The sequence below is a fragment of the Pseudomonas sp. 10(2024) genome (assembly GCF_045164175.1).
Taxonomy (GTDB): domain Bacteria; phylum Pseudomonadota; class Gammaproteobacteria; order Pseudomonadales; family Pseudomonadaceae; genus Aquipseudomonas; species Aquipseudomonas alloputida.
In genome coordinates this window covers 36,572-60,741 of the sequence record NZ_CP174006.1, presented here as the reverse complement: position 1 = coordinate 60,741, position 24,170 = coordinate 36,572, and the positions used below count along the sequence as shown (strand labels likewise).

Sequence of the window (24,170 nt, the reverse complement as noted above, 5' to 3'; positions counted from 1 at the left end):
CGGGTTCCTATTTCACTTCCGGGGGTGTCTGGAAGGTGTGGTAGGGCGCAGGCGAGGGTATCGACCACTCAAGGCCCTCGGCGCCATCCCAGGGTTTGGCCGGTGCCGGCGCGCCACCGCGGATGCACTTGATGACAATGAACAGGAAGAAGATCTGCGTGGCGCCGAACATGAACGCGCCGATCGACGACACCATGTTGAAATCGGCGAACTGCAGGTTGTAGTCGGGGATGCGCCGTGGCATGCCGGCCAAGCCTACGAAGTGCATGGGGAAGAAGGCCATGTTCATGCCGACGAACGACAGCCAGAAGTGCAGTTTGCCGAGGGTTTCGTCGTACATGTGGCCGGTCCATTTCGGCAGCCAGTAGTAGGCCGAGGCAAAGATGCCGAAAATTGCACCAGGCACCAGTACGTAATGGAAATGCGCCACCACGAAGTAAGTGTCGTGGTACTGGAAGTCTGCCGGGGCGATCGCCAGCATCAACCCGGAGAAACCACCGATGGTGAACAGGATGACAAAGGCGATGGCGAACAGCATCGGCGTTTCGAAGGTGAGCGAACCTTCCCACATGGTGCTGACCCAGTTGAATACCTTCACCCCGGTGGGCACGGCAATCAGCATGGTGGCGTACATGAAGAACAACTCGCCGACCACCGGGATGCCGACCACGAACATATGGTGGGCCCAGACGATGAATGACAGGAAGGCAATGGCGCCGGTGGCATACACCATCGAGGTATAACCGAACAGCGGCTTGCGTGAGAATGCCGGGATGATCGAGCTGACCGCACCGAAGGCGGGCAGGATCATGATGTACACCTCAGGGTGGCCGAAGAACCAGAACACATGCTGGAACAGCACCGGGTCACCGCCACCTGCGGCACTGAAAAAGCTGGTACCGAAGTGGATATCCATCAGCATCATGGTTACCACGCCGGCCAGTACTGGCATCACCGCAATCAGCAGGAACGCGGTGATTAGCCAGGTCCAGACGAACAGCGGCATTTTCATCAGCGTCATGCCGGGGGCACGCAGGTTGAGGATGGTGGCAATCACGTTGATCGCCCCCATGATCGAGCTGATACCCATCAGGTGGATGGCGAAGATGAAGAAGGTGACGCTGGCTGGCGCATAGGTGGTGGAAAGCGGTGCGTAGAAGGTCCAGCCAAAGTTTGGCCCTCCGCCCGGGCTGAACAGCGTCGATACCAGCAGCAGGAAGGCCGCCGGCAGCAACCAGAAGCTGAAGTTGTTCATCCGTGGCAGTGCCATGTCGGGCGCGCCGACCATCAGCGGAATCATCCAGTTGGCCAGGCCGACGAAGGCCGGCATCACCGCGCCGAACACCATGATCAGGCCATGCATGGTAGTCATCTGGTTGAAGAATTCCGGCTCCACGATCTGCAAGCCAGGCTGGAACAGCTCGGCGCGGATCACCATGGCGAACGAGCCACCCAGCAGGAACATGATGAAACTGAACCACAGGTACATCGTGCCGATGTCTTTATGGTTGGTGGTCAGCACCCAGCGCATCAGGCCCTTGGCCGGGCCGTGCGCATGGTCGTGGCCGTGGGCGTGGTCGTCGATCACTGCACTCATGTCCTGTCTCCTGCAATCCATTGATTGCCGCGAGTAACCCGGTTCACTTGGCTTCTGCCTGCTTCAGCGCCAGCACGTCCTTCGGCGTCACCATGTCGCCTTTGTTGTTGCCCCAGGCATTGCGCTCGTAGGTGACCACAGCAGCGATGTCGACTTCCGACAGCTGCTTGCCGAAAGCGGCCATGGCCGTGCCGGGCTTGCCATGGAAGACAATGCTCAGGTGGTCTTCCTTCGGCCCGGTGGCAATCTTCGAGCCCTTGAGCGCCGGGAACATTGGTGGCAGGCCCTGGCCTTCGGCCTGGTGACAGGCCACGCAGGCGGTGTGGTAGACCTTGTCGCCGCGCTCCACCAGCTCTTCCAGGGTCCATTCCTTGCTGGTCAGCTCCTTGAGCTTGGCGGCTTCAGCCTTGCGCTCGCCCAGCCAGGTGTCGTAGTCAGCCTTGGACTTGACCTCGACCACCACCGGCATGAAGCCGTGGTCCTTGCCGCACAGTTCGGTGCACTGGCCGCGGTAGATGCCTGGCTTTTCGATACGGGTCCAGGCTTCGTTGACAAAGCCTGGGATGGCGTCGCGTTTGACCGCGAAGGCCGGCACCCACCAGGAGTGGATCACATCGGCAGCAGTGACCAGGAAGCGCACTTTCGCGCCCACCGGCAGCACCAGCGGCTGGTCGACTTCCAGCAGGTAATGCTCATCCTTGGGCGCCTTGTTGTGGATCTGGTCGGTGGGGGTGGCCAGGTTGCTGAAGAACTCCACGTCCTGGCCCAGATATTTGTAGTGCCATTTCCACTGGTAGCCGGTGACTTGGACGTCGATGTCCGACTCGCTGGCGTCATAGATGTCGATCAAGGTCTTGGTAGCCGGAATGGCCATCACCACCAGAATCAGGAAGGGCACTACCGTCCAGAGAATTTCCACCCACGTGTGCTCATGGAAATGCGCGGCCTGCTGGCCAGTGGAGCGGCGGTGGATGACCATCGACCAGAACATCGCGCCAAACACCACGATGCCGATGATCACGCAGATCCAGAAGATGGTCATGTGCAGGTCGAAGACGGCGTTGGAGACTTCCGTCGCCCCTGGGTGCATGTTCACGGTCCAGGCGGCGTTGGCCTGACCAAAAACCGACCACAACAGGAGGCCCATCCAGACATGTGGATGTCGCATCATTGCGGGTTCCCCTTCTAATTCTTGTTGTCCCGGAGGCATGGCCTGCGGCAAGAGGGAACGGCGGTCAAGACTGCATGGCTTCGACGACCGAGCCCCTGCTAAAAGCAGTCGGGCCTCATCAACGAATCACGTTCAACGGGAGTATAGACAGCGACCAATGGCACGCAATGAAGCCTGTGAAATGAACTTCATGAAATGGCCGAATGGCCGGAAAACCGCGTGCTTGACAGGGCATGGCGTAATAATGGCACGTCGATATGCCTGATAGCGCACACGTTTGCGAGGCTTATAACAAATACGTCTTAGGTATTCTGTATACCGAGCTAATTTAGTGTCTTCCGTTTGAAACGTAATGTCCCTGGAGTTGTCATGAACATCGCTGCTGTACGCGAGCAGGTAAGCCAAGCCCATCAACATGAAGGCCAGACCGGCCAATTGAAAGAGCGTCTCGAGCTGCAACTGCCCCACCTGCACCCCTCGATCCAACTGCCTGAGCAGGACGCCCAGGGTACTTTGGCGCGCTTCGTCAGCGCCTACATCGATCAGGTTCCGGAATTGCTGGAGGCCGCCCACGAGGTCGCCCGCGAAGCCGGGATTGAATCGCAGATCAAACCTGTACTGAAAATTGCCGAAGCCTACTTCCTGCAGCCGCCCAGCGTGATGCAAGGGCATGTAGGCCTGGACTGCCTTTTGGATGAAGCATACCTGGCGCACCGCCTGGTGGAAGAGGTGAATGACTTGTACATCCGCCACTTCCAGCAGCCGTTGATCCCGGTCGACACCACGGTCGCCAACCTGATTGCCCACCAGTTGATTGGCGAAAGCTTTGCCAACCAGCTGGATGAGGTGGTGCACCACTCGGTCGACGAAATGCTCAATGACGAGAGCTTTGCGGTTGAATCGGTGGAGGCTTATCGAGAGAAGCTGAGCAGCCCGGCAACTGGCGCGGCGTGGAAGCGCTGGCCGTGCCTGTCGCGCCAACTGGGTGTCGAGCTGGGTCAGCCGGCCTGATATACCTGTCACGGCCTAGGTGCATCGGTGGTTCGGCGCAGGCCGTGGTAGGAGCGGGTTTACCCGCGAAAGGGCCGGCCCTGCTGGCCAATCTCCACCCGCCGATCACCGCTGCCGCCGCTACCGTATTCGCGGGTAAACCCGCCCCTACACACGCATCGGTGGTTCGGCACAGGCCGTCGTAGGAGCGGGTTCACCCGCGAAAGGGCCGGCCCTGCTGGCCAATCTCAACCCGCCGTTCACCGTTGCCGCCGCTACCGTATTCGCGGGTAAACCCGCTCCTACGCCCCAACCCCCGCCGTAGTCCGCAACCGCCCCTCGATCCGACGCTTCAGGCGCCGCTGCTCTATCAGCAACCGTGACCCATTGGCAGAATTGCTGCGGCTCCAGTCCTCCAGCAATTCAAGGCACGAGTGGTCGATATAACTCAGGTTTCCCAGCGGCACATGCAGCGTGGTGCCCGCCGGTACGGTATCCAGCACCTGGGTCAGCGCCGGCACCTTCAGGAAGGTCGCCGCGCCACTGAGGCGCAGCTCCATGTGCCCATCCTTGGCCAGGCTCACCAGGTTGATCTTCAGCCGCGCCGCCTTGAACGCCAGCTTCAGCAAGGTCAGGGCAAAGCCCAGCAGCACACCGGTCAGCAGGTCGGTAAAGATAATCGCCAGCGCAGTCGCCGCATAGGTAAACATCGGCATGCGCCCATAACGGCCCAGCCCGCGGAACGCCTTGAAGTCGACCAGTTTGACCCCGGTAAACACCAACACCCCCGCCAAGCTCGCTACCGGGATCTGCTGCAGCACGCTGCTCAGCGCCACCACGAAGGCCAGCAACCACAAGCCATGGAAGATTGCCGACGCCCGGGTTTGCGCCCCCGCCTGGACGTTGGCCGAGCTGCGCACGATTACCCCGGTCATCGGCAGGGCACCCAGCACCCCGCACAGCATGTTGCCGATGCCCTGGGCCGACAGTTCGCGGTCGAAGTCCGAACGCTGGCCGCTGTGCATGCGGTCCACTGCTGCGGCCGACAGCAAGGTTTCGGCGCTGGCAATGAACGCCAAGGCAAAGGCGGCGACCAGCAGGGCAGGGTCGGCCAGCTGCAACAGGTCCTCCGGACGAAGCCAGTCGATGGCCTCGGACAGGTCGGCCGGTACCTGCACGCGGTTCACCGGCAAGGCCAGCCACATGCTGATAGCGGTCATGCTGGCCACGCCGAGTAATGCACCCGGCACGAAACGCAGCCGCTGCGGCCGCAAGCGCTCCCAGCCCCACATGATGGCGATGGTCCCCAGGCCCAGCGCACCGGCCATCCAGCCGGCGCCGGTGCTCTCCTGTGGCAGGGCAGCCGACAAAGTTGCCGGGAACGCCAGCAGGTTCTGCAGGCCCGACGGTTGCGGCGCGGTGTCGAACATCACATGCACCTGCGAAAGCACGATCAACACGCCAATCCCGGCGAGCATGCCGTAAACCACCGCCGGCGCGGTCACGCGGAACCAGCAGCCCAGGCGCAAGCGACCGGCAAGCAACTGCAACAGGCCGGCCAGCAACAGGATTGGCCCGAGCATCGCCATGCCGTGCTGGCGTACCAGCTCGAACACCAGTACCGCCAGACCGGCAGCAGGGCCGCTGACCTGTAGCGGCGATCCAGCAAGGAAACCGACGACAATGCCGCCGATAATCCCAGTAATCAGGCCTTTTGCCGGCGGCATGCCAGAAGCGATCGCAATGCCCATGCACAACGGCAAGGCCACCAGGAAGACCACCACCGACGCCAGCAACTCACGCGGCAGGGCCGCTTTCAACTGTGTAATGTTCACCGTGTTTCTCCTTTCTCTAGTCGTACGGCCATTCCCCTGGCCGTGGGCACGTTTGCCCCTGACAAGCGCGCAGGCGCGGGCCGCCAGCGAGCACGCCGGCAGGGCAGTCAGGGAATTCAAGGCAGCCGAAGGCCGCGCCACACCCCTGCAGGGTGCAGCCGGCTATCAAGGTTCTAGCGGCGGACGGGTCGCTTAGTAGCGGCCTCTCGGAGTGGCGCAGGGAACGGGTTCACCCGCGGCCAAGGGCAGGAAGCTGTCGCTGGCGGCGTCGTAGGCTTCGATCTTGCTGGTCTCGATGTCGTACACCCAACCATGAATGAACAGCTCACCGGCTGCCAGGCGCGAGGCCACCGAAGGATGGGTGCGCAAGTGATGCAGCTGGGCGATGACGTTCTCTTTGGTCAGCACTTGCATCGTCTCGTGTTCGCTGCCGCAGGAGCAGTTGTTCTCGACCACGGTGCGGGCCACTTCAGCGTGGCGCAACCAGGCGCCAACTGTAGGCATCTTGGTCAGCGACTGCGGGTTGAGTACCGCACGCATGGCGCCACAGTCGGAGTGGCCACAGATGATGATGTGGTGCACTTTAAGCGCCATTACGGCGTACTCGATGGCGCTGGAAACGCCCCCGTTCATCTGGCCATAAGGCGGTACCACGTTACCCACGTTACGGGTCACGAACAGGTCGCCTGGCGAGCTCTGGGTGATCAGCTCGGGAACGATGCGCGAATCGGCACAGGTGATGAACATGGCGCGTGGTGTTTGCGCGGTGGCGAGCTTCTTGAACAGCTCTTGCTGATCAGGGAAAACATCATGGTGAAAGCGCAGGAAGCCGTCGACGATGTGCTTGAGGGCAGCATCGGCGCTTTCCGCGGGGACCTGCGGTACGACCTTGGATGGGTCCTTGACGGGCATGATTCATCCTCTTGACGGTGTGTAGGTAAATCCATTTTACCGGTGAAAGATTCAGGCTATGCAGGGTTTTAGATGACACGCACGGGCCATAGATCACAGTCGGTGTGGACTTGTTACCTACGCTAGCGGGGAAAACTTAACTGAAACTTAATTCGAAGGCTCTAGAACGGGCGTTCCAGATGAAAAAGGCGGGAACTGGATAATAGCAAAAAAACATCAGCTGCCAATATGTATTAGCGCAATTATTGGTTGTTATTAGTTGCGTTGTGAGCAATGCGCAGCCCCCTGTGGGGGTGGGGTTCATGTCAGAACAGCGCCATCTGCCCACCCGGTGGGCAAAACGCCGAGCAATCCAGCGCCTGCGCCTCGCGCCCTTCGAAATCCAGCCGTTTCATTGCCTTGGCAAAGCGCTGCGCCAGCAACTCGGCAAATACCCCTTCACCACGCATGCGCACGCCGAACCGGCTGTCATACAGCTCGCCACCGCGGCTCTGGCGGATCAGGCTCAACACATGCGCCGCCCGCTGCGGGTAATGGTCCTGTAACCACTGCTCGAACAACGGCGCCACTTCCAGCGGCAGGCGCAGCATCATGTAGGCCGCACTCTGGGCGCCAGCCTCCTTGGCCGCCTCCAGCAGGCGTTCCAGTTCACTGTCGTTGATCATCGGAATCATCGGCGAACACAAAACACCCACCGGTACGCCCGCTTCACGCAATACCCGGATGGCCCTCAACCTCGCACCGGGTGAGGCTGCTCGGGGTTCGAGCACCCGTTTGAGGCCGTCGTCCAGCGTGGTCAGGCTGATCATCACCCGTGCCAGGCGCTGGCGGGCCATCTCGGCCAGCAGGTCGAGGTCGCGCAGCACCAGTGAACCCTTGGTGACAATGGTCACCGGGTGACGAAAACGCAGTAACACTTCGAGCAAGCGCCGGGTCAGCAACTGTTCCCGCTCGATCGGCTGGTACGGGTCGGTGTTGGAGCCCAGATTGATCGGCGCGCACACGTAGCCCGGTTTGCTCAATTGCTGTGCCAGCACCTCGGCGGCGTTGGTCTTGGCAATCAGTTTGGTCTCGAAATCCAGGCCGGGAGAAAGGTCCCAGTAGGCGTGTGAGGGGCGGGCATAGCAGTAGATGCAGCCATGCTCGCAGCCACGGTAAGGGTTGATGGAACGATCGAAAGGGAGGTCGGGTGAAGTGTTGCGGCTGATCACCGACTTGGCTGTCTCGATCCGCACCTCGGTACCCTGGGTTTGCGGCACTTCCTGGTACCAGCCATCATCTTCCGCCACCGAACGACCAGGGGCAAAGCGGTTGTGTGGATTGTGCGCCGTGCCACGGCCCTTTTGCGGTGCTGGAGGAATCATGGCTCACCCGAGTACTGTATTCATATACAGTATCGTGCATGCCGGGATCTTTCCAGCACCTCTGGTCTGACTACTTCAGGCCATGCCAGCCGAGATACGCTGCCTGGCTCGATTGCCGCCCAAGAAACGCCTCGATGCCTTCACGCAATGGGCGCGATGCCCCTGGGGCGAACAGTGCTTCCTGCAGTGCCCGACCCGTAGCTCCGTTCAACAGGCCCTCGGCTTCGAAGCGGGTGAACACATCGAAGGCATGCACATCCGACCACAGGTAGGCGTAGTAACCTGCATCGTAGCCGTTCACAAGGTGGTCGAAGGCATGCGCCGGATGTTCGAAATCAGCGAGTGGCCAGTAACCGCAACGCGCGCGGGCATCACCCAGTCGCTGTTCAAAGGTCCTGCCATCGTTTGGTGTGCCAAGCAGGTCCATGTCGAACAGCGCCAGGCATAGATCACCCGCGATCTCCTCCACGCTCTGCTGCCGTAGCTGCCGCAGGCACTCATCGGCTTGCTTGCGGGATAGTTGGTGGCCATCGTGGGTGCGCGCCGAGATCGCCACCAGGTAGTCCGCGTCCCAGACCCAACGTTCGAACAGCTTGCCGAACAACTCCACACCATCGGTGCCCAGCTCGGTCACATTGGACATGACGTGGTTCGTCGTACGTACCAGCAGGTGGTGCAGGGCATGGCCGAATTCATGGAACAGCTTGCGCAGTGACAAATGATCGAGCAACGGCTGTGAGCCTGATAGCGCTTGCGGCACATCACTGAACACCACCACCGAGGCTGCCTGGTAGATACCCTCTGCATCGACCCGGCGATTCCTTGCATAGGTGGTGAACACCGCGTCTGGCTGCTTGCCTGCGTGTTGCACGGCATCCAGATACAGAAAGCCAATGAAAGCGCTGTCCTGCCAAACCTCGAACGGCTGCACGCTGTCATCCCAGACAGGCAGCGCTTTGGGCTGCAGCACTGCACCAAACAACGTCTGCGCCAATTGCTGCAACGCACTGACAACAGTATTCAGCGGGAAGTAATCGCGCAGCGCTTCGGCAGGAAACTCGCTGCGCGAAGCACACCGCAGGTACTCGAAATCCCAGGGTTGGGGTTTGCCCAGGCCCTGCTCGGCAGCCCAACACTCCACCTGCGAACGCCACCGCAACATGGCAGGTCGCACATGATCGGCCAGATCGTGGAGAAAGCTGCACACCTGGGCTACCGAACCCGCACTCTTCACCTGCAGGCTCTGCTCCAGATGGCCGGAATAACCGAGCAGGAGGGCCTTCTCCTCAAGTAATTGCGCCAGTTGCTGCAAATACGTGCGGTTGTCCTGTTGCCGATCATGGCTGACGCCACGGGCGTGAAAAGCCCGGTAGACGCGCTCACGGAGCTGGCGGTTGTCAGCATGTTTGAGCACCTCACGCGTAGTCACCGTGTCACACGCAATCAACCACCCCTGCTTACCTGCTTGCTGTGCGCTTGCAGCCAATTCGTCACGTACCCGCTGCGGGATGCCGCTCAGCTCCGCTTCATCGGTGATATTCAACCCAGGCCGGTCGATGTTGCTGCGGAACGCCTCGCGTGCAGTGCCAATCTGCGCTTGAAGGTCTGCCAGATGCGCTTTGCCTGCGGTGTCGAGTAACGCCCCGCTAGCGGCGAACTTGCCCAGGTGCCAACGCAAAGTGGCACGCTTCCCGACATCCAGTTGCTTGCCGATGTCACTGCCGGCCAAGCGTGCATACAGGTCATGCAAAGCCGTGTTGGCGAATTTTTGCTCGAAGCGCGCCGTCACTTTCCCGTAGAAATCAATGATCGCGTTGGCCCACGCCGTATCCCGGCCGACCAGTGGTGAGGTGGCATACAACACTGCCAGCAGCCGGCTATCCAGCCCATCCACCGCCAGCACCATGTCATCCCAGGTGGGCATGGTTCGTTGATCACGGATGATGCGTTCGACACCGTTCTCGTGTGCCTGCAGCACGTGAGCGAATGCCGCCTGCATGTTTTCGAGGGTGATGGAAGAGTAATCGACGGGGATATGGCTATCTTGCAGAAGAGGGTTGGCCATGGTGCATCACCTTGCTGATAGAAATGAGCAAGAGAGCTTGCATGGCCAGCGTGTGCCAGGTGGCCTGACTATCTAACACCTGTCCATGCCAGCCCGGGCATTGCACCCGGGCGGCATGACAGGATTACTCAGCCGGCTTTTTCAGCTTCGGATTTGGGAAGAACTGCACGGTCTGCACCTTGGCCGGCGCGGCTTTCGGCGCCAGGTGGTTGACCCGCGTGCCCAGTTCCTTCGGCACCGACAAGCCCTGCTCGTTGAGGGTGTCGGTAAAGCCGCAGGCCACACACTCGCGGTGCGGTACGCCGTCTTCGTTCCACATCATCAGCTTGTCGGGCTCGCTGCACGCCGGGCACACGGCACCGGCAATGAAGCGCTTCTTGGTCTTGTTCACAGCTACCTCACTCATGCTGCAGCGTCCTCGGTGAGACCACTGTGGCGCAGCAATGCATCGATGGAAGGCTCACGGCCACGGAAGTCGACGAACAGCTCCATCGGCTCGCGCGAACCCCCACGGGCCAGGATCGCCTCGCGGAAGGCGCGGCCGGTCTCGGCGTTCAGCACGCCTTCTTCCTCGAAGCGCGAGAAGGCGTCAGCCGACAGCACTTCGGCCCACTTGTAGCTGTAGTAGCCCGCCGCGTAACCGCCCGCGAAAATGTGCGCAAAGCTGTTGGGGAAACGGTTGTAAGCCGGCGGGCGCATGACCGACACCTCGTCACGCACACCTTCGAGCACCTGCAATACGCTGCGGCCGTCGCCATGGCTGGCGTGCAGCTCGAAATCGAACAGCGAGAACTCCAGCTGGCGCACCATCATCATGCCCGACTGGAAGTTTTTCGCGGCCAGCATCTTGTCCAGCAGGTCCTGGGGCAGGGCGGCGCCAGTTTCGTAGTGACCAGAAATCAGTGCCAGGCCTTCCGGCTCCCAGCACCAGTTTTCCATGAACTGGCTTGGCAGCTCGACCGCATCCCAGGCCACGCCGTTGATGCCGGACACGCCGGCATGCTCGATGCGGGTCAGCATGTGGTGCAGGCCGTGACCGAATTCGTGGAACAGGGTGGTGACTTCATCGTGGGTCAGCAGCGCGGGCTTGCCGGGCGCGGCCGGGGTGAAGTTGCACACCAGGTTGGCCACCGGGCTTTGCAGCTGGCCGCCGGCGGTGCGGCGACGGTCACGGGCGCCGTCCATCCAGGCGCCACCACGCTTGTTGGCGCGGGCGTACAGGTCGAAGAAGAAACGGCCAACGTGCTGACCGTTTTCCTTGATCTCGAACAGGCGTACGTCCGGGTGCCAGCTGTCGAAGCCTTTGAGCTCGGCGATTTCGATGCCGTACAGGCGCTGCACAATGCTGAACAGGCCGCCCAGCACCTTGTCGATCGGGAAGTAGGCGCGCAGGGCTTCCTGCGACACGCTGTAGCGCTGCTCGCGCAGCTTCTCGCCAAAGTAGCCGGCGTCCCAGCTGGCCAGTTCGGGGCAGCCTTGTTCGGCAGCGTAGGCCTTGAGCTGTTGCAGGTCCTGGGCGGCGAACGGCTTGGAACGCTTGGCCAAGTCACGCAGGAAGCTCAGCACCTGATCGCTGGACTCGGCCATCTTGGTGGCCAGGCTCAGCTCGGCGTAGTTCTTGTAGCCCAGCAGTTCGGCCAGCTCCTGGCGCAGGTCGAGGATTTCGCGCATCACCGGGCCATTGTCGAACTGGCCGGCATTCGGGCCCTGGTCGGAGGCGCGGGTGCAGTAGGCGGCGTAGAGCTCTTCGCGCAGGGCGCGGTCGCTGGCGTAGGTCATCACTGCGTAGTAGCTGGGGAACTCGAGGGTGATCAGCCAGCCGTCCAGGCCCTTGGCCTGGGCTGCAGCGGCCATCTGCGCCTTGGCCGAATCGGTCAGGCCGGCCAGCGCAGCTTCGTCGGTAACATGCTTGGTCCACGCCTGGGTGGCGTCAAGCAGCTGATTGGAGAAACGGCTGCCCAGCTCGCTGAGCTTGCTCTGCACTTCGGCGTAACGCTGCTGCTTGTCCGCCGGCAGGTCGATACCCGACAGGCGGAAGTCACGCAAGGCGTGCTCGAGGATAGTCTTTTGCGCCACGTCGAAGCCGGCAGCCTCAGGGCTGTCGATCAGCGCCTGGTAGGCTTCGAACAGCGCGCGGTTCTGGCCCAGTTCGGTAGAGTAGGCACTCAGGGCTGGCAGGCAAGACTCGTAAGCCTCGCGCAGCTCGGCGCTGTTGCACACCGCATTGAGGTGGCTGACCGGGCTCCAGGCGGCGCCCAGGCGGTCGTTCAGTTCGTCCATGGCCAGCACCAGGCCGGCCCATGTAGGGTTCTTGCCCTGCTTTTCAAGGATCTCGGCAATGGCTTTACGGTTGTCAGCCAGGATCGCTTCGATCGCCGGCAACACGTGTTCGGCACGAATTTGCGAGAAGGGCGGCAGATCGTGGGATTGCAGAAGCGGGTTGTTCGCAGTCACGGTTTGGATACCTTGGCAGAAGAAACACTGCCCCATCTTAATTACAATCGACGCCGACCGCAGCAGGCAGCCTGCCTATCGGCACAGATGAGAGACGCTATCATGGCCATTCGCAGCTTCCAGCAACACACTCCGAAAGTTGGGCCCAGGGCCTTCGTCGACCGTTCGGCGGTGGTGCTGGGCGACGTGGAGATCGGTGAAGACAGTTCGGTCTGGCCGTTGACCGTGGTGCGCGGCGACATGCACCGCATCCGCATTGGCGCGCGCACCAGCGTGCAGGACGGCAGCGTGCTGCACATTACCCACGCCGGGCCTTTCAACCCGGACGGTTTCCCGCTGATCATCGGCGACGAAGTGACCATCGGGCACAAGGTGATGCTGCATGGCTGCACCCTGGGCAACCGTATCCTGGTGGGTATGGGCAGCACCATCATGGATGGTGCCATCGTCGAGGACGAAGTGATCATTGGCGCTGGCAGCCTGGTGCCGCCGGGCAAACGCCTGGTCAGTGGCTACCTGTACATGGGCAGCCCGGTGAAACAGGCCCGGCTGCTGAACGACAAGGAGCGCGCATTTTTCTCTTACAGCGCCGGCAACTACGTGAAGCTCAAGGACCAGCACCTGGCCGAAGGCTACGATCAACCTGAATGACCGCATTCACGGGCACGCCCGCTCCCACGGGTTCAGTGGAGCCATCAAGGCCTGCGCTGTACCTGTGGGAGCGGGCATGCCCGCGAAGAAGGCCACGCAGCACTCAAGTGGAACCCTGTACATGCACCAGCAAAACATCCTCTTCGACCTCGACGGCACCCTGACCGACCCACGCCTGGGCATCACCCGCTCGATCCAGTACGCCCTGGCCAAGCTGGGCATCGACGAACCAGACCTGGCCCGCCTCGAACACTTCATCGGCCCACCCCTGCTGCAGGCTTTCATGCAGTTCTACAGCTTCGACGAAGCCAAGGCCTGGGATGCGGTGAACTTCTACCGGGAGCGTTTCCGCGTGACCGGTCTATACGAGAACCTCGTGTTCGAAGGTGTGCCGGAGTTGCTTGAGGCCCTGACCGGGCAGGGCCGCACGCTGTACATTGCCACCTCCAAACCGTGGGAGTTCGCCCGCGAAATCGCCCGGCACTTTGCTTTCGATCATCACTTCAAGGTGATCTACGGCAGTGAACTGGACGGCACGCGCACCAACAAGGTCGAGCTGATTCGCCATTTGCTGGATGAAGAAGGGCTGGACCCGGCGCACACCCTGATGATCGGGGACCGCAAGCATGACCTGATCGGCGCGCGCAGCAACGGGCTACAAGCAGTCGCGGTGGGGTACGGGTTTGGGAGCCGGGAAGAGCTGATGGCAGAAGAACCCGCTTTCCACTTCGCCACGGTAGCCGATTTGCATCAGGCTTTTATCAAGGCTTGAGCGCCAGCAGGGCTGCTTTGCAGCCGGCCCTCCCACCTCGATCGGCGTACGCAGGGCCTTTGTGGGGGCCTTGTGTCGCGATGGGCCGCAAAGCGGCCCCAAAATCTCAAAGGCTAACCATCAGACGCTGCAACGCCGCTTTCCTTTCTTCAATCGGCAACCGCCCCAAATGCTCGACCCGCGCATAAAACCGAACCCAATCCCCACCCACCTCACGAAACAGCGCCGCAAACGCCGGCACCCACTGGTCATAGAGCCCGAACGGCAACAACTTGGCATTATTCATCGGCCCATACATCCACGCGTCATAGCGCTTGTCACCACCCCACTGGCCATCACGCAGCTGCCGGTATTCACGCCTCAAACGCTCAAACTCGGCCTGCTTGGCCCGGCGCTTGTGCGCATCATCCAAAGGCCCGGCATAAATGGCCTGCAACCGCTCACGACAGGCCAGCACCAGGCGGATGAACTGGTCACGCTGCTGCTGCCTCTGCTCTGCGTCAACCGCCGCCAGCCCACGCGCCGCCCGCCATTGCCGCGTGCCTTCCTGCTCGACGAACGAGGCAAACGATTCATTGAACTCGGTATCGTCCTGCACATAGAAGCGCTGGTGGGCCAGTTCATGAAAGATCAACGTAGCCAGGCGCTCATCGCCCCAGCCCACCATCGACGACAAAATCGGGTCATCGAACCAACCCAGGGTCGAATAAGCTTCCACGCCGCCCACGTACACATCCAGGCCATCCTGACGCATCAACGCCGCCGCACCTCGCGCCGCGCCTTGCTGGTAGTAGCCGCGGTACGCCACGCACCCGGCAATCGGAAAGCAGTGCGTTACCGGTTGCAACGACAACTCGGGCGTGGCGAACACATTCCACACCACGTAGGGGCGGCCAAGGTCGGCATATACCCGGTAGCTGCGGTTGTCTGGCAGTTTCAATTGCTGGCTGGCAAACACCCGCGCCTGTTCGGCCTGTTGCAGGTGCGCGCGCAAGGGTGCAGGGGTAGCAGGGTCGGCCAATACCTGCTCTACAGGCTGCCGCGCCCGCAGCAACTGCCACTGGCCCTGGGCCAGCTGCCCATAGTAGGCGACATTGCTGCAACCGTTCAGCAGGAACGCCGCAAGCAGTGGAACCAAACGGGTGAAAATGCGGTCGAGTGCCCCAAGGCCTGAGCGCTGCATAAGAAAAAGTCGAAGCATCCGGGACTGTCTGACTCGCTCAAGACCATTTCGCTCCAAGACTATCTCGCCAAGGGGGAGTTTCGCCATGCGTGCATTATTGGTCGCCGGCTCAGTGTTGTTGATCTCTGCCTGTTCAACATTGCCAGACCCAGACCCGAACCAGGCCTGGATCGACCTCACCCGCTACGACAATACCTCGCTGGATGCCGTGCAGGTCGATGAGCGTGACTGGGCTGACAGCCGCTATTTCGAGGTTCAACCCGGCAGCCACGAACTGACCGTGCGCTATCAGTTTCCGGTTAACCCCAGCAATATCGGCCCCGTCGATCAGCCACTGTGGCGCGATTGCCAGGTCAAGCTGACCTTCAAGGACTTCAGCGCCGGGCAGCGTTATCAGCTGCAGGCTGGCAGCATTGGCTTCCGCCCTTGGATAAAACTCTACGACCACCAGCAAAAACTGCTGGGTCAAGGGCTGCCGGCGGGTTGTCAGCGCACCTGAACTGCACAAACGGCGCTATGCTTGTTACTTGTAAATCGCAAGTGGGAGTTTTGCCATGCGCCAGCCCATGATGCTGATCGCCCTCAGTACACTGGGGGCTTGCGCCAGCCCCTTGCCGCCCGTCGACCCCAAGCAGGCTTGGGTCGATCTGTACACCATGACCCCCGGTCGGGTGATCATGGCCGACCGCCTCGATGGCAAGCGCCTGGACGATGGCCGTTACTTTCAGGTGACACCGGGCAAGCATGAACTGGTGGTGCGCTTCGATTATGAAATCTACTCGGGCGGCCTCATGTCACAACCCAGGGACCGAACCTGCTACCTGACCGTCCGCTTTGACAACTTCAAGGCCGGCGAGCGCTATCGCCTGGAAGCGCGGGCGCCGGTGATGGAGCCGCAGGTGCTGCTATATGACGCCAACCGCAAGGTGGTAGTGAACGAGCCTAGCGAAGTGTTCTGCATCCCGTGAGTGGGGGGCTGCTTCGCAGCCCCGGGCCCTGATGCTTATCGATCGTTCTTCTGATAGATGATCTTCTTCGTCCCGCCATCGCAGGTCCCGACGACCATGTTCTGGTCCTTGACCTCGCTGTTGGGCACGATCTCCAGCGTGTAGGACGAAACCCCTTGGGCCTGGATCTTGGCCTCGATCTCGGCTTTCAGCTCCTCGCAAGGCTTGACGGCCGCCAGCGCAGACGTGGCGACAAGGGAAGCCAACACAGCGATAGCTACGCGAATCATGGAACGGCTCCTGGAAAGGGCAGTGGCGCTGCCGACGTTCTTTAGACTACAGCAAACCACCACCGTTGCACCGTTTCACCCCACCAGCGCCGCATCCAGGCTGATCTTTGCATTCAAAACCTTGGACACCGGGCAGCCTTCCTTCGCCTTGTTGGCAATCTCCAGGAACTGAGCCTCGCTGGCCCCAGGTACCTTGGCCCTGAGCACCAGATGCACCGCGGTAATGGCAAAACCGTCAGCTTGCTTGTCGAGCGTCACCTCTGCAGCCGTGTCGATCCGCTCTGCGGTAAGCCCCGCCTCGCCGAGCATCATGGATAGCGCCATCGAGAAGCAACCGGCATGGGCCGCGCCAATCAGCTCCTCCGGGTTGGTGCCGGGCGTGCCCTCGAAACGTGTGTTGAAGCCATAAGGGTTCTGCTTGAGTGCGCCGCTTTCGGTAGAAAGCAGGCCTTTTCCATCCTTCAGGCCACCTTGCCAGATCGCCGATGCTGTCTTTTTCATGATGCCTCCTGGTCACTGGGTTGCTTACCTAGGGTTCAGAGGCCTGCCGCCTGCCGCAAGTTCAGAGCAATATGCTTGCAGGCATTGAATCCAACGAACGCGCCCATACAGAGTCAAAAAGGCCTCTGGCCAATCACTTTTGCGGAGGCTCCATGACGCAGCTGCGTGACCTGAAGATTTCCACCCTGGACCTGGTGCCCGTACGCGCCGACGCTGGCCCCGCGCAATCGCTGCGCAACTCGCTGGACCTGGCGCAGCATGTCGAGCGCTTTGGCTATAACCGCTTCTGGGTGGCCGAGCACCACAACATGGACGGCATCGCCAGTTCGGCGACTTCGGTGCTGATCGGCTACCTGGCCGGGGGGACCTCACGTATTCGCGTGGGCTCTGGCGGGGTGATGCTGCCCAACCATGCGCCACTGGTGATCGCCGAGCAGTTCGGCACCTTGGCCAGCCTGTATCCGGGGCGTATCGACCTTGGCCTGGGCCGTGCGCCGGGTTCGGACCAGATGACGGCCTACGCCCTGCGACGCGACCGCGCTGGCGGCCCGGACGACTTCCCGGACGATGTCGAGGAGCTTTCGCGCTACCTCGGGCCGCGCACTGATGATCAAAAAGTGATCGCCGTACCGGGGCACGACACCGACGTGCCGATGTGGTTGCTGGGATCCAGCCTGTTCAGTGCCCAGCTGGCTGGCATGCGCGGCATGCCCTACGCCTTCGCCTCGCATTTCGCGCCACGCTACATGCACGAGGCCATTCGCGTGTACCGCAACCATTTCAAGCCCTCGACCACGCTGGACAAGCCGTATGTGATGCTGGGCATTCCCATGGTGGTGGCGCAAACCGACGAGAAGGCCGAATACCTGGCCACCTCGGTCTACCAGCGCATCCTGGCGCTGATTCGTGGACAGAGCCTGATGCAGAAGCCACCCGTGGAAAGCATGGATGGGCTGTGGTTGCCCCATGAGCGAGAGACGGTGGGCAGCTTCCTGGGGCTGGCCATGATCGGCAGCCCGCAGAAGGTAAAGGCCAAGGTAGAAGTGCTGCTGGAACAGACGGGTGCGGATGAGCTGATCTTTACCTGTGACCTGTATGAGCATGCGGACCGCATTCGGTCATATGAGCTGATGGCGCAGGCCCTCAAGACCGAGTGACCCTCGTCGCGGGCTCGCCCGCTCCCATAGGTTGACTTGGGAGCGAGCAAGCCCGCGAATGAGCAAACACATTAGCCGCGGCGGTAAACAATCTCCTTGGTACCGGCCTCGCAGCTACCAATCACCTTGCCCGCCGGCTCGCCTTTCTTGACGATCTCCAGCTTGTAGCCAGTGACGCCCTTGGCATCCAGCTTGGCCGCAATTTCCGCCTTCAGTTCCTCGCACGGTTTGCCCGCTGCCAGCGCACCACCGGCCAGGGTCATCAGGCCCAGCGCCAGAATCAGTTTGTTCATCACTCGCGTTCCTTGTGCAGATGAAATCAGAAGGGGCCCCACCAAGGCGCCCCTTTTCTGAATACCTCATCACGCCGGGATCATACAACCCGACGTTGTTTCAGCTATTGGCGATACGGAAGCCGACCTTCAGCGTGACCTGGAAGTGCGCCGCTTTGTTGTCGCGGATATGGCCGCGGGTATCGACCACTTCGAACCATTCCAGGTGCTTGATGCTTTTAGCGGCTTCGGCCAAAGCATTGTTGATCGCCTCTTCGATACTGGTGGGCGAAGACCCGACCAGTTCGATTTTCTTGTAGGTGTGATGATCGGTCATGAGTGCTCTCCATGGGTGACAGTGAGATTCAGCCTAGCAGCGCAGGCCTGGTTTACCTGCGAGCGGTCACTGTCAGCGAAAGTTCGATCGCACTTTCACGCAGCCCAAGGGTCGCAATCTTACAGCCCATACTGCAAAGGAGAGTCAACATGCACCGCAACTCGCTGCGTAAAACGTCCCTGGAAAGCATGGAAGCGGAGATCGAGAGCCTTCTGAAAAGCTTGGAAAACCTCAAGCATGATGCGTCGGAAGAGTCCCAGAAGTCGGTGAAGGCAATCCGCAGCAACGCTGAAAGCGCACTGCGTCATTCGCGCAGCCTACTGAGCGATGCGTACGAGGAAGTGAAGCAGCGCACCCGCCAGACCGGCAAAGCCACCCGGGACTACGCCCAGGAACACCCCTACACCACCGCCGGTGTGGCCATTGGTGCGCTGGGCCTGCTGGCGGCCTACCTGATATGCAAGCGAAACTAAGCGCTCTGCCGCGCAAGTTCCGCCCGTAACCACTGCGCCAACTGCTCGGCGCGCCCGTCTGCGGCGCGCCGTGGCACCCACAATGCCAGCGCCGCCTGGGTAGGTGAAAAGCCCCAAGGCGCACTCAATCGGCCCGCCCGCAGGTCATCGGCGACCAGCGGCTGCGGTGCTATCGCCACGCCCAATCCGGCCACGGCAGCCTCCAGCAGGTAATACAGGTGCTCGAAGGCCTGGCCATAGTGAATGGCCGCCGGGTCCAGGCCCTGTTGCACCGCCCAGGTCGGCCAGGCTTGCGGGCGTGAAGTGGTGTGCAGCAAGGCTTCACCCAGCAGTGCCTTGGCGGGCGCGCCCTGCAAGCGCTGGAAGCCTGCGAAATGCGGGCTGAGCACCGGCCCGATGCATTCCTCGGCCAGCACATGCACCTGCATGTCCGCTGGCCACGGTGGCTCGGCATACACCAGCAACGCATCCAGCCCGGGCCGCCGCGGGTCAAGGTCGCCCTCACCCGCCGACAGGTGCAAGCGCAGCTCAGGCAAATCCGCCTGCAACCGCCCCAGCCGCGGAATAAACCACCGCGCCAGCAGGCTGCCCGAGCAGCCCAGCACGAATGGCGCCTCGCTCACATCACGGCTGAGCTCGGAACACACGCTACGCAGCCGGTCGAAGGCCTCACCGCTGGCGTCGCGCAGACGCACACCGGCATCTGTGAGTTTGATGCCACGCCCGTCCTTGACGAACAGGGCTACGCCCAGATGCTCCTCAAGCACCTTGATCTGCCGGCTGACAGCGCCGTGGGTGACGTGCAGCGCTTCCGCCGCCTGGCTGACACTGTTCAGCCTGGCGGCAGCCTCGAAGGCGCGCAGGGCATTGAGGGGAGGGAGGTCGTGGGCCATTTTACCTGTGAGTTTTTCTGACAAGTTTACGCAATCTTATCGGTTTTCAGCCGAGCTTGCCGTGGTTAGAGTAAAGCCCATCACTCATTCACTACGCCTTGGAGCGCCCCATGACCCAGTCCCAATACCGCCCCGGCCCCGACGCCAATGGCCTGTTCGGCTCGTTCGGCGGCCGCTACGTGGCCGAAACCCTGATGCCACTGGTGCTGGACCTGGCCCGCGAATACGAAGCGGCCAAGGCAGACCCCAAGTTCCTTGAAGAGCTGGCTTACTTTCAGCGCGACTACATCGGCCGCCCCAACCCGCTGTACTTCGCCGAGCGCCTGACCGAGCATTGCGGCGGGGCGAAGATTTTCTTCAAGCGTGAAGAGCTCAACCATACCGGCGCGCACAAGGTGAACAACTGCATCGGCCAGGTGCTGCTGGCCAAGCGCATGGGCAAAAAGCGCCTGATCGCCGAAACCGGCGCCGGCATGCACGGTGTCGCCACCGCCACCGTCGCCGCGCGCTTCGGCCTGCCTTGCGTGATCTACATGGGCGCCACCGACATCGAGCGCCAGCAGGCCAACGTGTTCCGCATGAAGCTGCTGGGCGCCGAGATCGTGCCGGTTACCGCCGGCACCGGCACCCTGAAAGACGCCATGAACGAAGCCCTGCGTGACTGGGTTACCAACGTCGAAGACACCTTCTACCTGATCGGCACCGTGGCTGGCCCACACCCGTACCCCGCCATGGTCCGCGACTTCCAGTCGATCATCGGCAAAGAGACCCGTGCCCAGTTGCAAGAGAAGGAAGGCCGTCTGCCAGACAGCCTGGTTGCCTGCGTCGGCGGTGGCTCCAATGCCATGGGCCTGTTCCATGAGTTCCTCGAAGAGCCGAGCGTGCAGATCATCGGCGTTGAAGCCGGTGGCCACGGCGTACACACCGACAAGCACGCCGCCAGCCTGAACGGCGGCGTACCGGGCGTGTTGCACGGCAACCGCACCTACCTGCTGCAGGACCAAGACGGCCAGATCACCGATGCCCACTCGATTTCCGCGGGCCTGGACTACCCGGGCATCGGCCCGGAGCACGCCTATCTGCATGAGGTGAAGCGCGTCGAGTACGTCAGCATCACCGACGACGAAGCATTGGATGCGTTCCACGCAACCTGCCGTCTGGAAGGCATCATTCCAGCCCTGGAAAGCTCCCACGCCTTGGCCGAAGCGATCAAGCGCGCACCGAAGCTGCCCAAGGACCACCTGATGGTCGTGTGCCTGTCGGGCCGCGGCGACAAAGACATGCAAACCGTCATGAACCACATGGCCGCCCAGGAGAAACACGCATGAGCCGTCTTGAACAACGCTTCGCCGAGCTGAAGGCCGAAGGCCGCTCGGCACTGGTCACCTTCGTCACAGCTGGCGACCCGGGCTACGACGCCTCGCTGCAGATCCTCAAGGGCCTGCCGGCTGCTGGCGCCGACGTGATCGAGCTGGGCATGCCGTTCACCGACCCGATGGCCGATGGCGTGGCCATCCAGCTGGCCACCCTGCGCGCCCTTGAAGCTGGCCAGACCTTGGCCAAGACCCTGCAGATGGTTCGCGAATTCCGTGTGGATAACCAGACCACGCCGATCGTGCTGATGGGTTACTACAACCCTATCCACCGCTTTGGCGTGGACACGTTCGTGGCTCAAGCCAAGGAAGCGGGCGTCGATGGCCTGATCATCGTCGACCTTCCGCCAGAGCACGACGCCGAACTGGCTACCCCGGCCCAGGCCGCAGGCATCGACTTCATCCGCCTGACCACCCCGACCACCGACGACGCGCGCCTGCCGCGCGTGCTGGAGCGCAGCTCCGGGTTCGTCTACTACGTGTCGGTGGCTGGTGTGACCGGTGCCGGTTCGGCGACCACCGAGCATGTGACCGAAGCCATTGCCCGCCTGCGCCGGCATACCGATCTGCCGATCAGCGTTGGCTTCGGCATTCGCACGCCGGAACAGGCTGCGAACATTGCCCGCTTGGCGGATGGTGTGGTGGTGGGCTCGGCACTGGTCGACAAGATCGCCCAGGCCAAAAGCGCCGATCAGGCGGTGACCGATGTATTGAGCCTGTGCTCGGCATTGGCTGAAGGGGTGCGTGGCGCACGCCGCTAAACCGCGTCGTCTGCTTCGCGGGTAAACCCGCTCCTACGGGGCCAGTGCCACCCTCTGGCTCTGCGATATCGTTGTAGGAGCGGGTTCACCCGCGAAGAGGCCAGCACAGGCAACCCCCGCCTAGCCCCCAAAAACCGATAGATTCAATGGCCGCACGGCCCCCATCCAGATCGCATGATCCCGGTGATCCGCCAGTTCATCCCCGGTTTCCGGATGCATGAATACCACCAGGCCCTTGCGGTACAGCGCCAACCAAGGCAATACCACCCCCACCACTTCGGGCCCGAACGCCAGCTGGCAACTCCAGTCCGGATGCGGCCCAACCGGTTTCTGGTGCATGCGCCCCATGGTCACGGGGAACAGCCGCGCCGCCTCCTCGCACAGTTCCCGGGCCTGCTCCATGGTGGCTGCGTCGTAATAAACGTGGGCGTGGTAACCCTTGATCCTCTGCACGATAACTCCTGATTGCGGTCCAACCATCACCACCTGCAACGGGAGTGATGCAGTGAAAAACGCCGAAACCCCAGTGTTCAAACTGGTCCTGTTCGGGCCTGAAAGCAGCCTGGGCAATGCCCTGATGGTCGAGCTGCTGTCGCGCCAGCACGAAGTCATCGCCGTGGTGGACGACCTCAACCGCCATTCGCCGCGCCCGGGCCTGCACTTCAAGATAGGGGGGCTGGGTGATGCCCACCAGGCGGAGCAGGGCGCAGCGGGCGGCTCGGCGGTGATCGCCCTGTTACCAGCGCTGGCGCCGGGTGACCTGCCGGGGCAGGCACGCTTGAGCGAGGCGCTGGTGGCGGGGCTTGCGCGTACGACTATACGCCGGCTGCTGCTTGTGGGCGATTTCGATGTGCTGGATAAACCGGGCAAGTACAGCGAGGTGGAGCGGGAATGCGTGGCCCAGGTGGTTGATGGGTTGCAGCGCAGTTCCTTGCACTGGACGCTGATCAATGCACCGCAGGAACTGGCCGGGTTGGGCATGGAGCATTTTCGCAGTACCGAAGGCACGCTGGAGCCTGGGCTGGCTGAGCCGTTGCGGCGCTTGTCCAGGATCGCAGCGGGGATGGTGGACATGCTGGAGCTGGACTTGCACCGGGGCGAGCACCTGAACTTCGTGGTCTAGATTGCCGGGGGCTGCTGCGCAGCCCATCGCGACGCAAGGCCGCACACACATGGGCCGGCGTGTGCAGTGTTTTTCTGGGAGCGGCCTTGTGTCGCGATGGCCCCCAAAATCTCAAAGGCTGCGCTCCTGCTCCAACCAATCCACGAACCGCTCGATCAACGCCCCACGCCGCTTGCGCGGCGGTAAGACTACGTAATAGCCGCGTTCCGAGCGCAAACTCCCCTCCAGCGGCCGGCACAGCAACCCTTGCTCCACCAACCTGTCCACCAGGTGCGCCCAGCCAATCGCCACCCCTTGCCCGGCAATCGCTGCCTGAATCAGCAAGGTATAGTTATCAAACCGCAGCTGCCCCGCCGGCGGTGAGCTTTCCACACCAAACCCACGAAATACCCCCGCCCAGTCAAACCAGCGGCTGGCCTGCTCGCCCTTCAAATGCAGCAGCGGCAATCGTTGCAAAGCCACAGCTGACAAGGCTTTGCCATGAGTCAGATGGGGGCTGCACACCGGGAACACTTCCTCATCGAATAGCCAGCGGCTTTCTCCTTGGTGAAAGCGTCCATCGCCAAACAGCACCGCCACATCAATGTCCGGGCGCAACATGCCCTGGCTGCGCTCACCCGTCACCAGACTCACATCCACCTGTGGATAAGCCTCATGAAAGCGCTGCAGCCTTGGCATCAGCCAGAACGCCGCAAAGGCAAAGTCGGTGGCGACCTGCAGCACTTCGCGCTGGCCGCGCCCGCCGGCCTGGGCAATACCGTCATCCATGGACTGCAGCCCCTGATGCACCTGTTCGAACAGCAACTGGCCAGCCTCGGTCAGCTCGATGCCCCGGTAAATGCGGTCAAACAGGCGCGTGCCCAACTGTGCCTCCAGGCGCTTCACCTGCTGGCTCACTGCCGGCTGCGTGGTACCCAACTCCAGCGCCGCAGCGGTAAAGCCACGCAGGCGCGCAGCAGCCTCGAATACGCGCAAGGTATCCAGCGACAACCCGGCAAGGTGCTCAAACATAAGCTTGGCTAATCCCAGTCATTGCCCGCCATGGGCTT

At 61.8% G+C, this 24,170-nt stretch carries 26 protein-coding genes; 10 read left to right on the top strand and 16 right to left on the bottom strand.

Going from position 1 to position 24,170, the window contains the following annotated elements:
• Nucleotides 1-7 precede the first annotated feature (7 nt).
• Complete coding sequence (gene ctaD / locus ACI7M0_RS00290) at nt 8-1,597, bottom strand: cytochrome c oxidase subunit I (protein ID WP_014589242.1); 1,590 nt, start codon at nt 1,595-1,597, stop codon at nt 8-10.
• A gap of 43 nt (nt 1,598-1,640) precedes the next feature.
• A complete protein-coding gene (gene coxB, locus ACI7M0_RS00285; protein WP_019436842.1) occupies nt 1,641-2,768 on the bottom strand; it encodes a cytochrome c oxidase subunit II in 1,128 nt (375 codons plus the stop codon).
• A gap of 369 nt (nt 2,769-3,137) precedes the next feature.
• Here coxB and ACI7M0_RS00280 point away from each other — a divergent pair, with 369 nt between their 5' ends.
• The gene (locus ACI7M0_RS00280; RefSeq protein ID WP_064490959.1) at nt 3,138-3,779 is read left to right on the top strand and encodes a hypothetical protein; all 642 of its coding nucleotides are present in this window, start codon (nt 3,138-3,140) and stop codon (nt 3,777-3,779) included.
• A 281-nt stretch (nt 3,780-4,060) separates the two neighbouring features.
• Here ACI7M0_RS00280 and ACI7M0_RS00275 read toward each other — a convergent pair whose 3' ends face one another.
• From ACI7M0_RS00275 to prlC, 6 genes are all read right to left on the bottom strand, one after another.
• Complete coding sequence (locus ACI7M0_RS00275) at nt 4,061-5,593, bottom strand: SulP family inorganic anion transporter (RefSeq protein ID WP_129931872.1); 1,533 nt, start codon at nt 5,591-5,593, stop codon at nt 4,061-4,063.
• 192 nt (nt 5,594-5,785) lie between these two features.
• Complete coding sequence (locus tag ACI7M0_RS00270) at nt 5,786-6,505, bottom strand: carbonic anhydrase (protein WP_003253046.1); 720 nt, start codon at nt 6,503-6,505, stop codon at nt 5,786-5,788.
• A 305-nt stretch (nt 6,506-6,810) separates the two neighbouring features.
• Complete coding sequence (locus ACI7M0_RS00265; protein ID WP_064492522.1) at nt 6,811-7,869, bottom strand: PA0069 family radical SAM protein; 1,059 nt, start codon at nt 7,867-7,869, stop codon at nt 6,811-6,813.
• 70 nt (nt 7,870-7,939) lie between these two features.
• The gene (locus tag ACI7M0_RS00260; RefSeq protein ID WP_129931871.1) at nt 7,940-9,934 is read right to left on the bottom strand and encodes a M3 family metallopeptidase; all 1,995 of its coding nucleotides are present in this window, start codon (nt 9,932-9,934) and stop codon (nt 7,940-7,942) included.
• A gap of 124 nt (nt 9,935-10,058) precedes the next feature.
• Nucleotides 10,059-10,340 (bottom strand): YheV family putative zinc ribbon protein, encoded by a 282-nt coding sequence (locus ACI7M0_RS00255; protein WP_010951500.1) that lies wholly within the window; start codon nt 10,338-10,340, stop codon nt 10,059-10,061.
• Complete coding sequence (gene prlC / locus ACI7M0_RS00250) at nt 10,337-12,424, bottom strand: oligopeptidase A (RefSeq protein ID WP_019436839.1); 2,088 nt, start codon at nt 12,422-12,424, stop codon at nt 10,337-10,339. Before prlC ends, ACI7M0_RS00255 begins: the two co-directional genes overlap by 4 nt.
• A 66-nt stretch (nt 12,425-12,490) precedes the next feature.
• On the opposite strand from prlC, the gene ACI7M0_RS00245 reads away from it, so the two are divergent.
• Nucleotides 12,491-13,039 (top strand): gamma carbonic anhydrase family protein, encoded by a 549-nt coding sequence (locus ACI7M0_RS00245; protein WP_004575263.1) that lies wholly within the window; start codon nt 12,491-12,493, stop codon nt 13,037-13,039.
• Nucleotides 13,040-13,160: 121 nt separating this feature from the next.
• The gene (locus ACI7M0_RS00240) at nt 13,161-13,811 is read left to right on the top strand and encodes an HAD family hydrolase (RefSeq protein ID WP_129931870.1); all 651 of its coding nucleotides are present in this window, start codon (nt 13,161-13,163) and stop codon (nt 13,809-13,811) included.
• A gap of 106 nt (nt 13,812-13,917) precedes the next feature.
• Here ACI7M0_RS00240 and ACI7M0_RS00235 read toward each other — a convergent pair whose 3' ends face one another.
• On the bottom strand, nt 13,918-14,994 hold the full coding sequence (locus ACI7M0_RS00235) for an aminopeptidase (RefSeq protein WP_129931869.1): 1,077 nt from the start codon (nt 14,992-14,994) through the stop codon (nt 13,918-13,920).
• A gap of 85 nt (nt 14,995-15,079) precedes the next feature.
• Here ACI7M0_RS00235 and ACI7M0_RS00230 point away from each other — a divergent pair, with 85 nt between their 5' ends.
• Together ACI7M0_RS00230 and ACI7M0_RS00225 are read left to right on the top strand one after the other, a co-directional pair.
• On the top strand, nt 15,080-15,493 hold the full coding sequence (locus tag ACI7M0_RS00230; RefSeq protein ID WP_129931868.1) for a hypothetical protein: 414 nt from the start codon (nt 15,080-15,082) through the stop codon (nt 15,491-15,493).
• A gap of 55 nt (nt 15,494-15,548) precedes the next feature.
• Nucleotides 15,549-15,962 carry a lipoprotein gene (locus tag ACI7M0_RS00225; RefSeq protein ID WP_010951495.1) on the top strand — a complete coding sequence of 138 codons (414 nt, stop codon included), beginning with the start codon at nt 15,549-15,551 and terminating at the stop codon, nt 15,960-15,962.
• Nucleotides 15,963-15,997: 35 nt separating this feature from the next.
• Here the strand turns inward: ACI7M0_RS00225 and ACI7M0_RS00220 are convergent, their stop codons facing one another.
• Together ACI7M0_RS00220 and ACI7M0_RS00215 are read right to left on the bottom strand one after the other, a co-directional pair.
• Nucleotides 15,998-16,231, bottom strand: a complete 234-nt coding sequence (locus ACI7M0_RS00220; protein ID WP_020191563.1) for a DUF1161 domain-containing protein — start codon at nt 16,229-16,231, stop codon at nt 15,998-16,000.
• 75 nt (nt 16,232-16,306) lie between these two features.
• On the bottom strand, nt 16,307-16,732 hold the full coding sequence (locus ACI7M0_RS00215; protein WP_003253070.1) for an OsmC family protein: 426 nt from the start codon (nt 16,730-16,732) through the stop codon (nt 16,307-16,309).
• Nucleotides 16,733-16,884: 152 nt separating this feature from the next.
• On the opposite strand from ACI7M0_RS00215, the gene ACI7M0_RS00210 reads away from it, so the two are divergent.
• The gene (locus ACI7M0_RS00210; protein WP_129931867.1) at nt 16,885-17,889 is read left to right on the top strand and encodes an LLM class flavin-dependent oxidoreductase; all 1,005 of its coding nucleotides are present in this window, start codon (nt 16,885-16,887) and stop codon (nt 17,887-17,889) included.
• A 71-nt stretch (nt 17,890-17,960) separates the two neighbouring features.
• On the opposite strand, the gene ACI7M0_RS00205 is transcribed toward ACI7M0_RS00210, so the two are convergent.
• Nucleotides 17,961-18,182, bottom strand: coding sequence for a DUF1161 domain-containing protein (locus ACI7M0_RS00205; RefSeq protein WP_020191565.1), 222 nt, complete (start codon nt 18,180-18,182; stop codon nt 17,961-17,963).
• A 100-nt stretch (nt 18,183-18,282) separates the two neighbouring features.
• The gene (locus tag ACI7M0_RS00200) at nt 18,283-18,498 is read right to left on the bottom strand and encodes a dodecin (RefSeq protein WP_104960532.1); all 216 of its coding nucleotides are present in this window, start codon (nt 18,496-18,498) and stop codon (nt 18,283-18,285) included.
• Nucleotides 18,499-18,647: 149 nt separating this feature from the next.
• On the opposite strand from ACI7M0_RS00200, the gene ACI7M0_RS00195 reads away from it, so the two are divergent.
• Nucleotides 18,648-18,971 (top strand): YqjD family protein, encoded by a 324-nt coding sequence (locus ACI7M0_RS00195; protein WP_014589231.1) that lies wholly within the window; start codon nt 18,648-18,650, stop codon nt 18,969-18,971.
• Here ACI7M0_RS00195 and ACI7M0_RS00190 read toward each other — a convergent pair.
• Entirely contained in the window at nt 18,968-19,864 is an 897-nt protein-coding gene (locus tag ACI7M0_RS00190) for a LysR family transcriptional regulator (RefSeq protein WP_129931866.1), read from the bottom strand. The two genes, ACI7M0_RS00195 and ACI7M0_RS00190, sit on opposite strands and share 4 nt — an antisense overlap.
• A 110-nt stretch (nt 19,865-19,974) precedes the next feature.
• Here ACI7M0_RS00190 and trpB point away from each other — a divergent pair, with 110 nt between their 5' ends.
• Complete coding sequence (gene trpB / locus ACI7M0_RS00185) at nt 19,975-21,192, top strand: tryptophan synthase subunit beta (RefSeq protein ID WP_004575268.1); 1,218 nt, start codon at nt 19,975-19,977, stop codon at nt 21,190-21,192.
• On the top strand, nt 21,189-21,998 hold the full coding sequence (gene trpA, locus ACI7M0_RS00180) for a tryptophan synthase subunit alpha (RefSeq protein WP_020189869.1): 810 nt from the start codon (nt 21,189-21,191) through the stop codon (nt 21,996-21,998). Before trpB ends, trpA begins: the two co-directional genes overlap by 4 nt.
• A gap of 120 nt (nt 21,999-22,118) precedes the next feature.
• On the opposite strand, the gene ACI7M0_RS00175 is transcribed toward trpA, so the two are convergent.
• Nucleotides 22,119-22,451: a DOPA 4,5-dioxygenase family protein gene (locus ACI7M0_RS00175; protein ID WP_020189868.1), complete on the bottom strand. Its 333-nt coding sequence runs from the start codon at nt 22,449-22,451 to the stop codon at nt 22,119-22,121.
• A 52-nt stretch (nt 22,452-22,503) separates the two neighbouring features.
• Here ACI7M0_RS00175 and ACI7M0_RS00170 point away from each other — a divergent pair, with 52 nt between their 5' ends.
• Nucleotides 22,504-23,121: an NAD(P)-dependent oxidoreductase gene (locus ACI7M0_RS00170; RefSeq protein ID WP_129931865.1), complete on the top strand. Its 618-nt coding sequence runs from the start codon at nt 22,504-22,506 to the stop codon at nt 23,119-23,121.
• A 111-nt stretch (nt 23,122-23,232) separates the two neighbouring features.
• Here the strand turns inward: ACI7M0_RS00170 and ACI7M0_RS00165 are convergent, their stop codons facing one another.
• A complete protein-coding gene (locus tag ACI7M0_RS00165) occupies nt 23,233-24,132 on the bottom strand; it encodes a choline sulfate utilization transcriptional regulator (protein ID WP_104960529.1) in 900 nt (299 codons plus the stop codon).
• Nucleotides 24,133-24,170: the final 38 nt, after the last annotated feature.

Bases quoted from the DNA above. Each gene is read 5' to 3' on its own strand.
- ACI7M0_RS00165 (WP_104960529.1), bottom strand. From the start codon at position 24,132: ATGTTTGAGCACCTTGCCGGGTTGTCGCTGGATACCTTGCGCGTATTC.
- ACI7M0_RS00280 (WP_064490959.1), top strand. From the start codon at position 3,138: ATGAACATCGCTGCTGTACGCGAGCAGGTAAGCCAAGCCCATCAACAT.
- coxB (WP_019436842.1), bottom strand. From the start codon at position 2,768: ATGATGCGACATCCACATGTCTGGATGGGCCTCCTGTTGTGGTCGGTT.
- trpA (WP_020189869.1), top strand. From the start codon at position 21,189: ATGAGCCGTCTTGAACAACGCTTCGCCGAGCTGAAGGCCGAAGGCCGC.
- ACI7M0_RS00245 (WP_004575263.1), top strand. From the start codon at position 12,491: ATGGCCATTCGCAGCTTCCAGCAACACACTCCGAAAGTTGGGCCCAGG.
- ACI7M0_RS00265 (WP_064492522.1), bottom strand. From the start codon at position 7,869: ATGATTCCTCCAGCACCGCAAAAGGGCCGTGGCACGGCGCACAATCCA.
- ACI7M0_RS00255 (WP_010951500.1), bottom strand. From the start codon at position 10,340: ATGAGTGAGGTAGCTGTGAACAAGACCAAGAAGCGCTTCATTGCCGGT.
- trpB (WP_004575268.1), top strand. From the start codon at position 19,975: ATGACCCAGTCCCAATACCGCCCCGGCCCCGACGCCAATGGCCTGTTC.
- ctaD (WP_014589242.1), bottom strand. From the start codon at position 1,597: ATGAGTGCAGTGATCGACGACCACGCCCACGGCCACGACCATGCGCAC.
- ACI7M0_RS00270 (WP_003253046.1), bottom strand. From the start codon at position 6,505: ATGCCCGTCAAGGACCCATCCAAGGTCGTACCGCAGGTCCCCGCGGAA.
- ACI7M0_RS00210 (WP_129931867.1), top strand. From the start codon at position 16,885: ATGACGCAGCTGCGTGACCTGAAGATTTCCACCCTGGACCTGGTGCCC.
- ACI7M0_RS00260 (WP_129931871.1), bottom strand. From the start codon at position 9,934: ATGGCCAACCCTCTTCTGCAAGATAGCCATATCCCCGTCGATTACTCT.
- ACI7M0_RS00190 (WP_129931866.1), bottom strand. From the start codon at position 19,864: ATGGCCCACGACCTCCCTCCCCTCAATGCCCTGCGCGCCTTCGAGGCT.
- ACI7M0_RS00235 (WP_129931869.1), bottom strand. From the start codon at position 14,994: ATGCAGCGCTCAGGCCTTGGGGCACTCGACCGCATTTTCACCCGTTTG.
- ACI7M0_RS00200 (WP_104960532.1), bottom strand. From the start codon at position 18,498: ATGACCGATCATCACACCTACAAGAAAATCGAACTGGTCGGGTCTTCG.
- ACI7M0_RS00240 (WP_129931870.1), top strand. From the start codon at position 13,161: ATGCACCAGCAAAACATCCTCTTCGACCTCGACGGCACCCTGACCGAC.
- prlC (WP_019436839.1), bottom strand. From the start codon at position 12,424: ATGGGGCAGTGTTTCTTCTGCCAAGGTATCCAAACCGTGACTGCGAAC.
- ACI7M0_RS00195 (WP_014589231.1), top strand. From the start codon at position 18,648: ATGCACCGCAACTCGCTGCGTAAAACGTCCCTGGAAAGCATGGAAGCG.
- ACI7M0_RS00220 (WP_020191563.1), bottom strand. From the start codon at position 16,231: ATGATTCGCGTAGCTATCGCTGTGTTGGCTTCCCTTGTCGCCACGTCT.
- ACI7M0_RS00230 (WP_129931868.1), top strand. From the start codon at position 15,080: ATGCGTGCATTATTGGTCGCCGGCTCAGTGTTGTTGATCTCTGCCTGT.
- ACI7M0_RS00225 (WP_010951495.1), top strand. From the start codon at position 15,549: ATGCGCCAGCCCATGATGCTGATCGCCCTCAGTACACTGGGGGCTTGC.
- ACI7M0_RS00205 (WP_020191565.1), bottom strand. From the start codon at position 18,182: ATGAACAAACTGATTCTGGCGCTGGGCCTGATGACCCTGGCCGGTGGT.
- ACI7M0_RS00215 (WP_003253070.1), bottom strand. From the start codon at position 16,732: ATGAAAAAGACAGCATCGGCGATCTGGCAAGGTGGCCTGAAGGATGGA.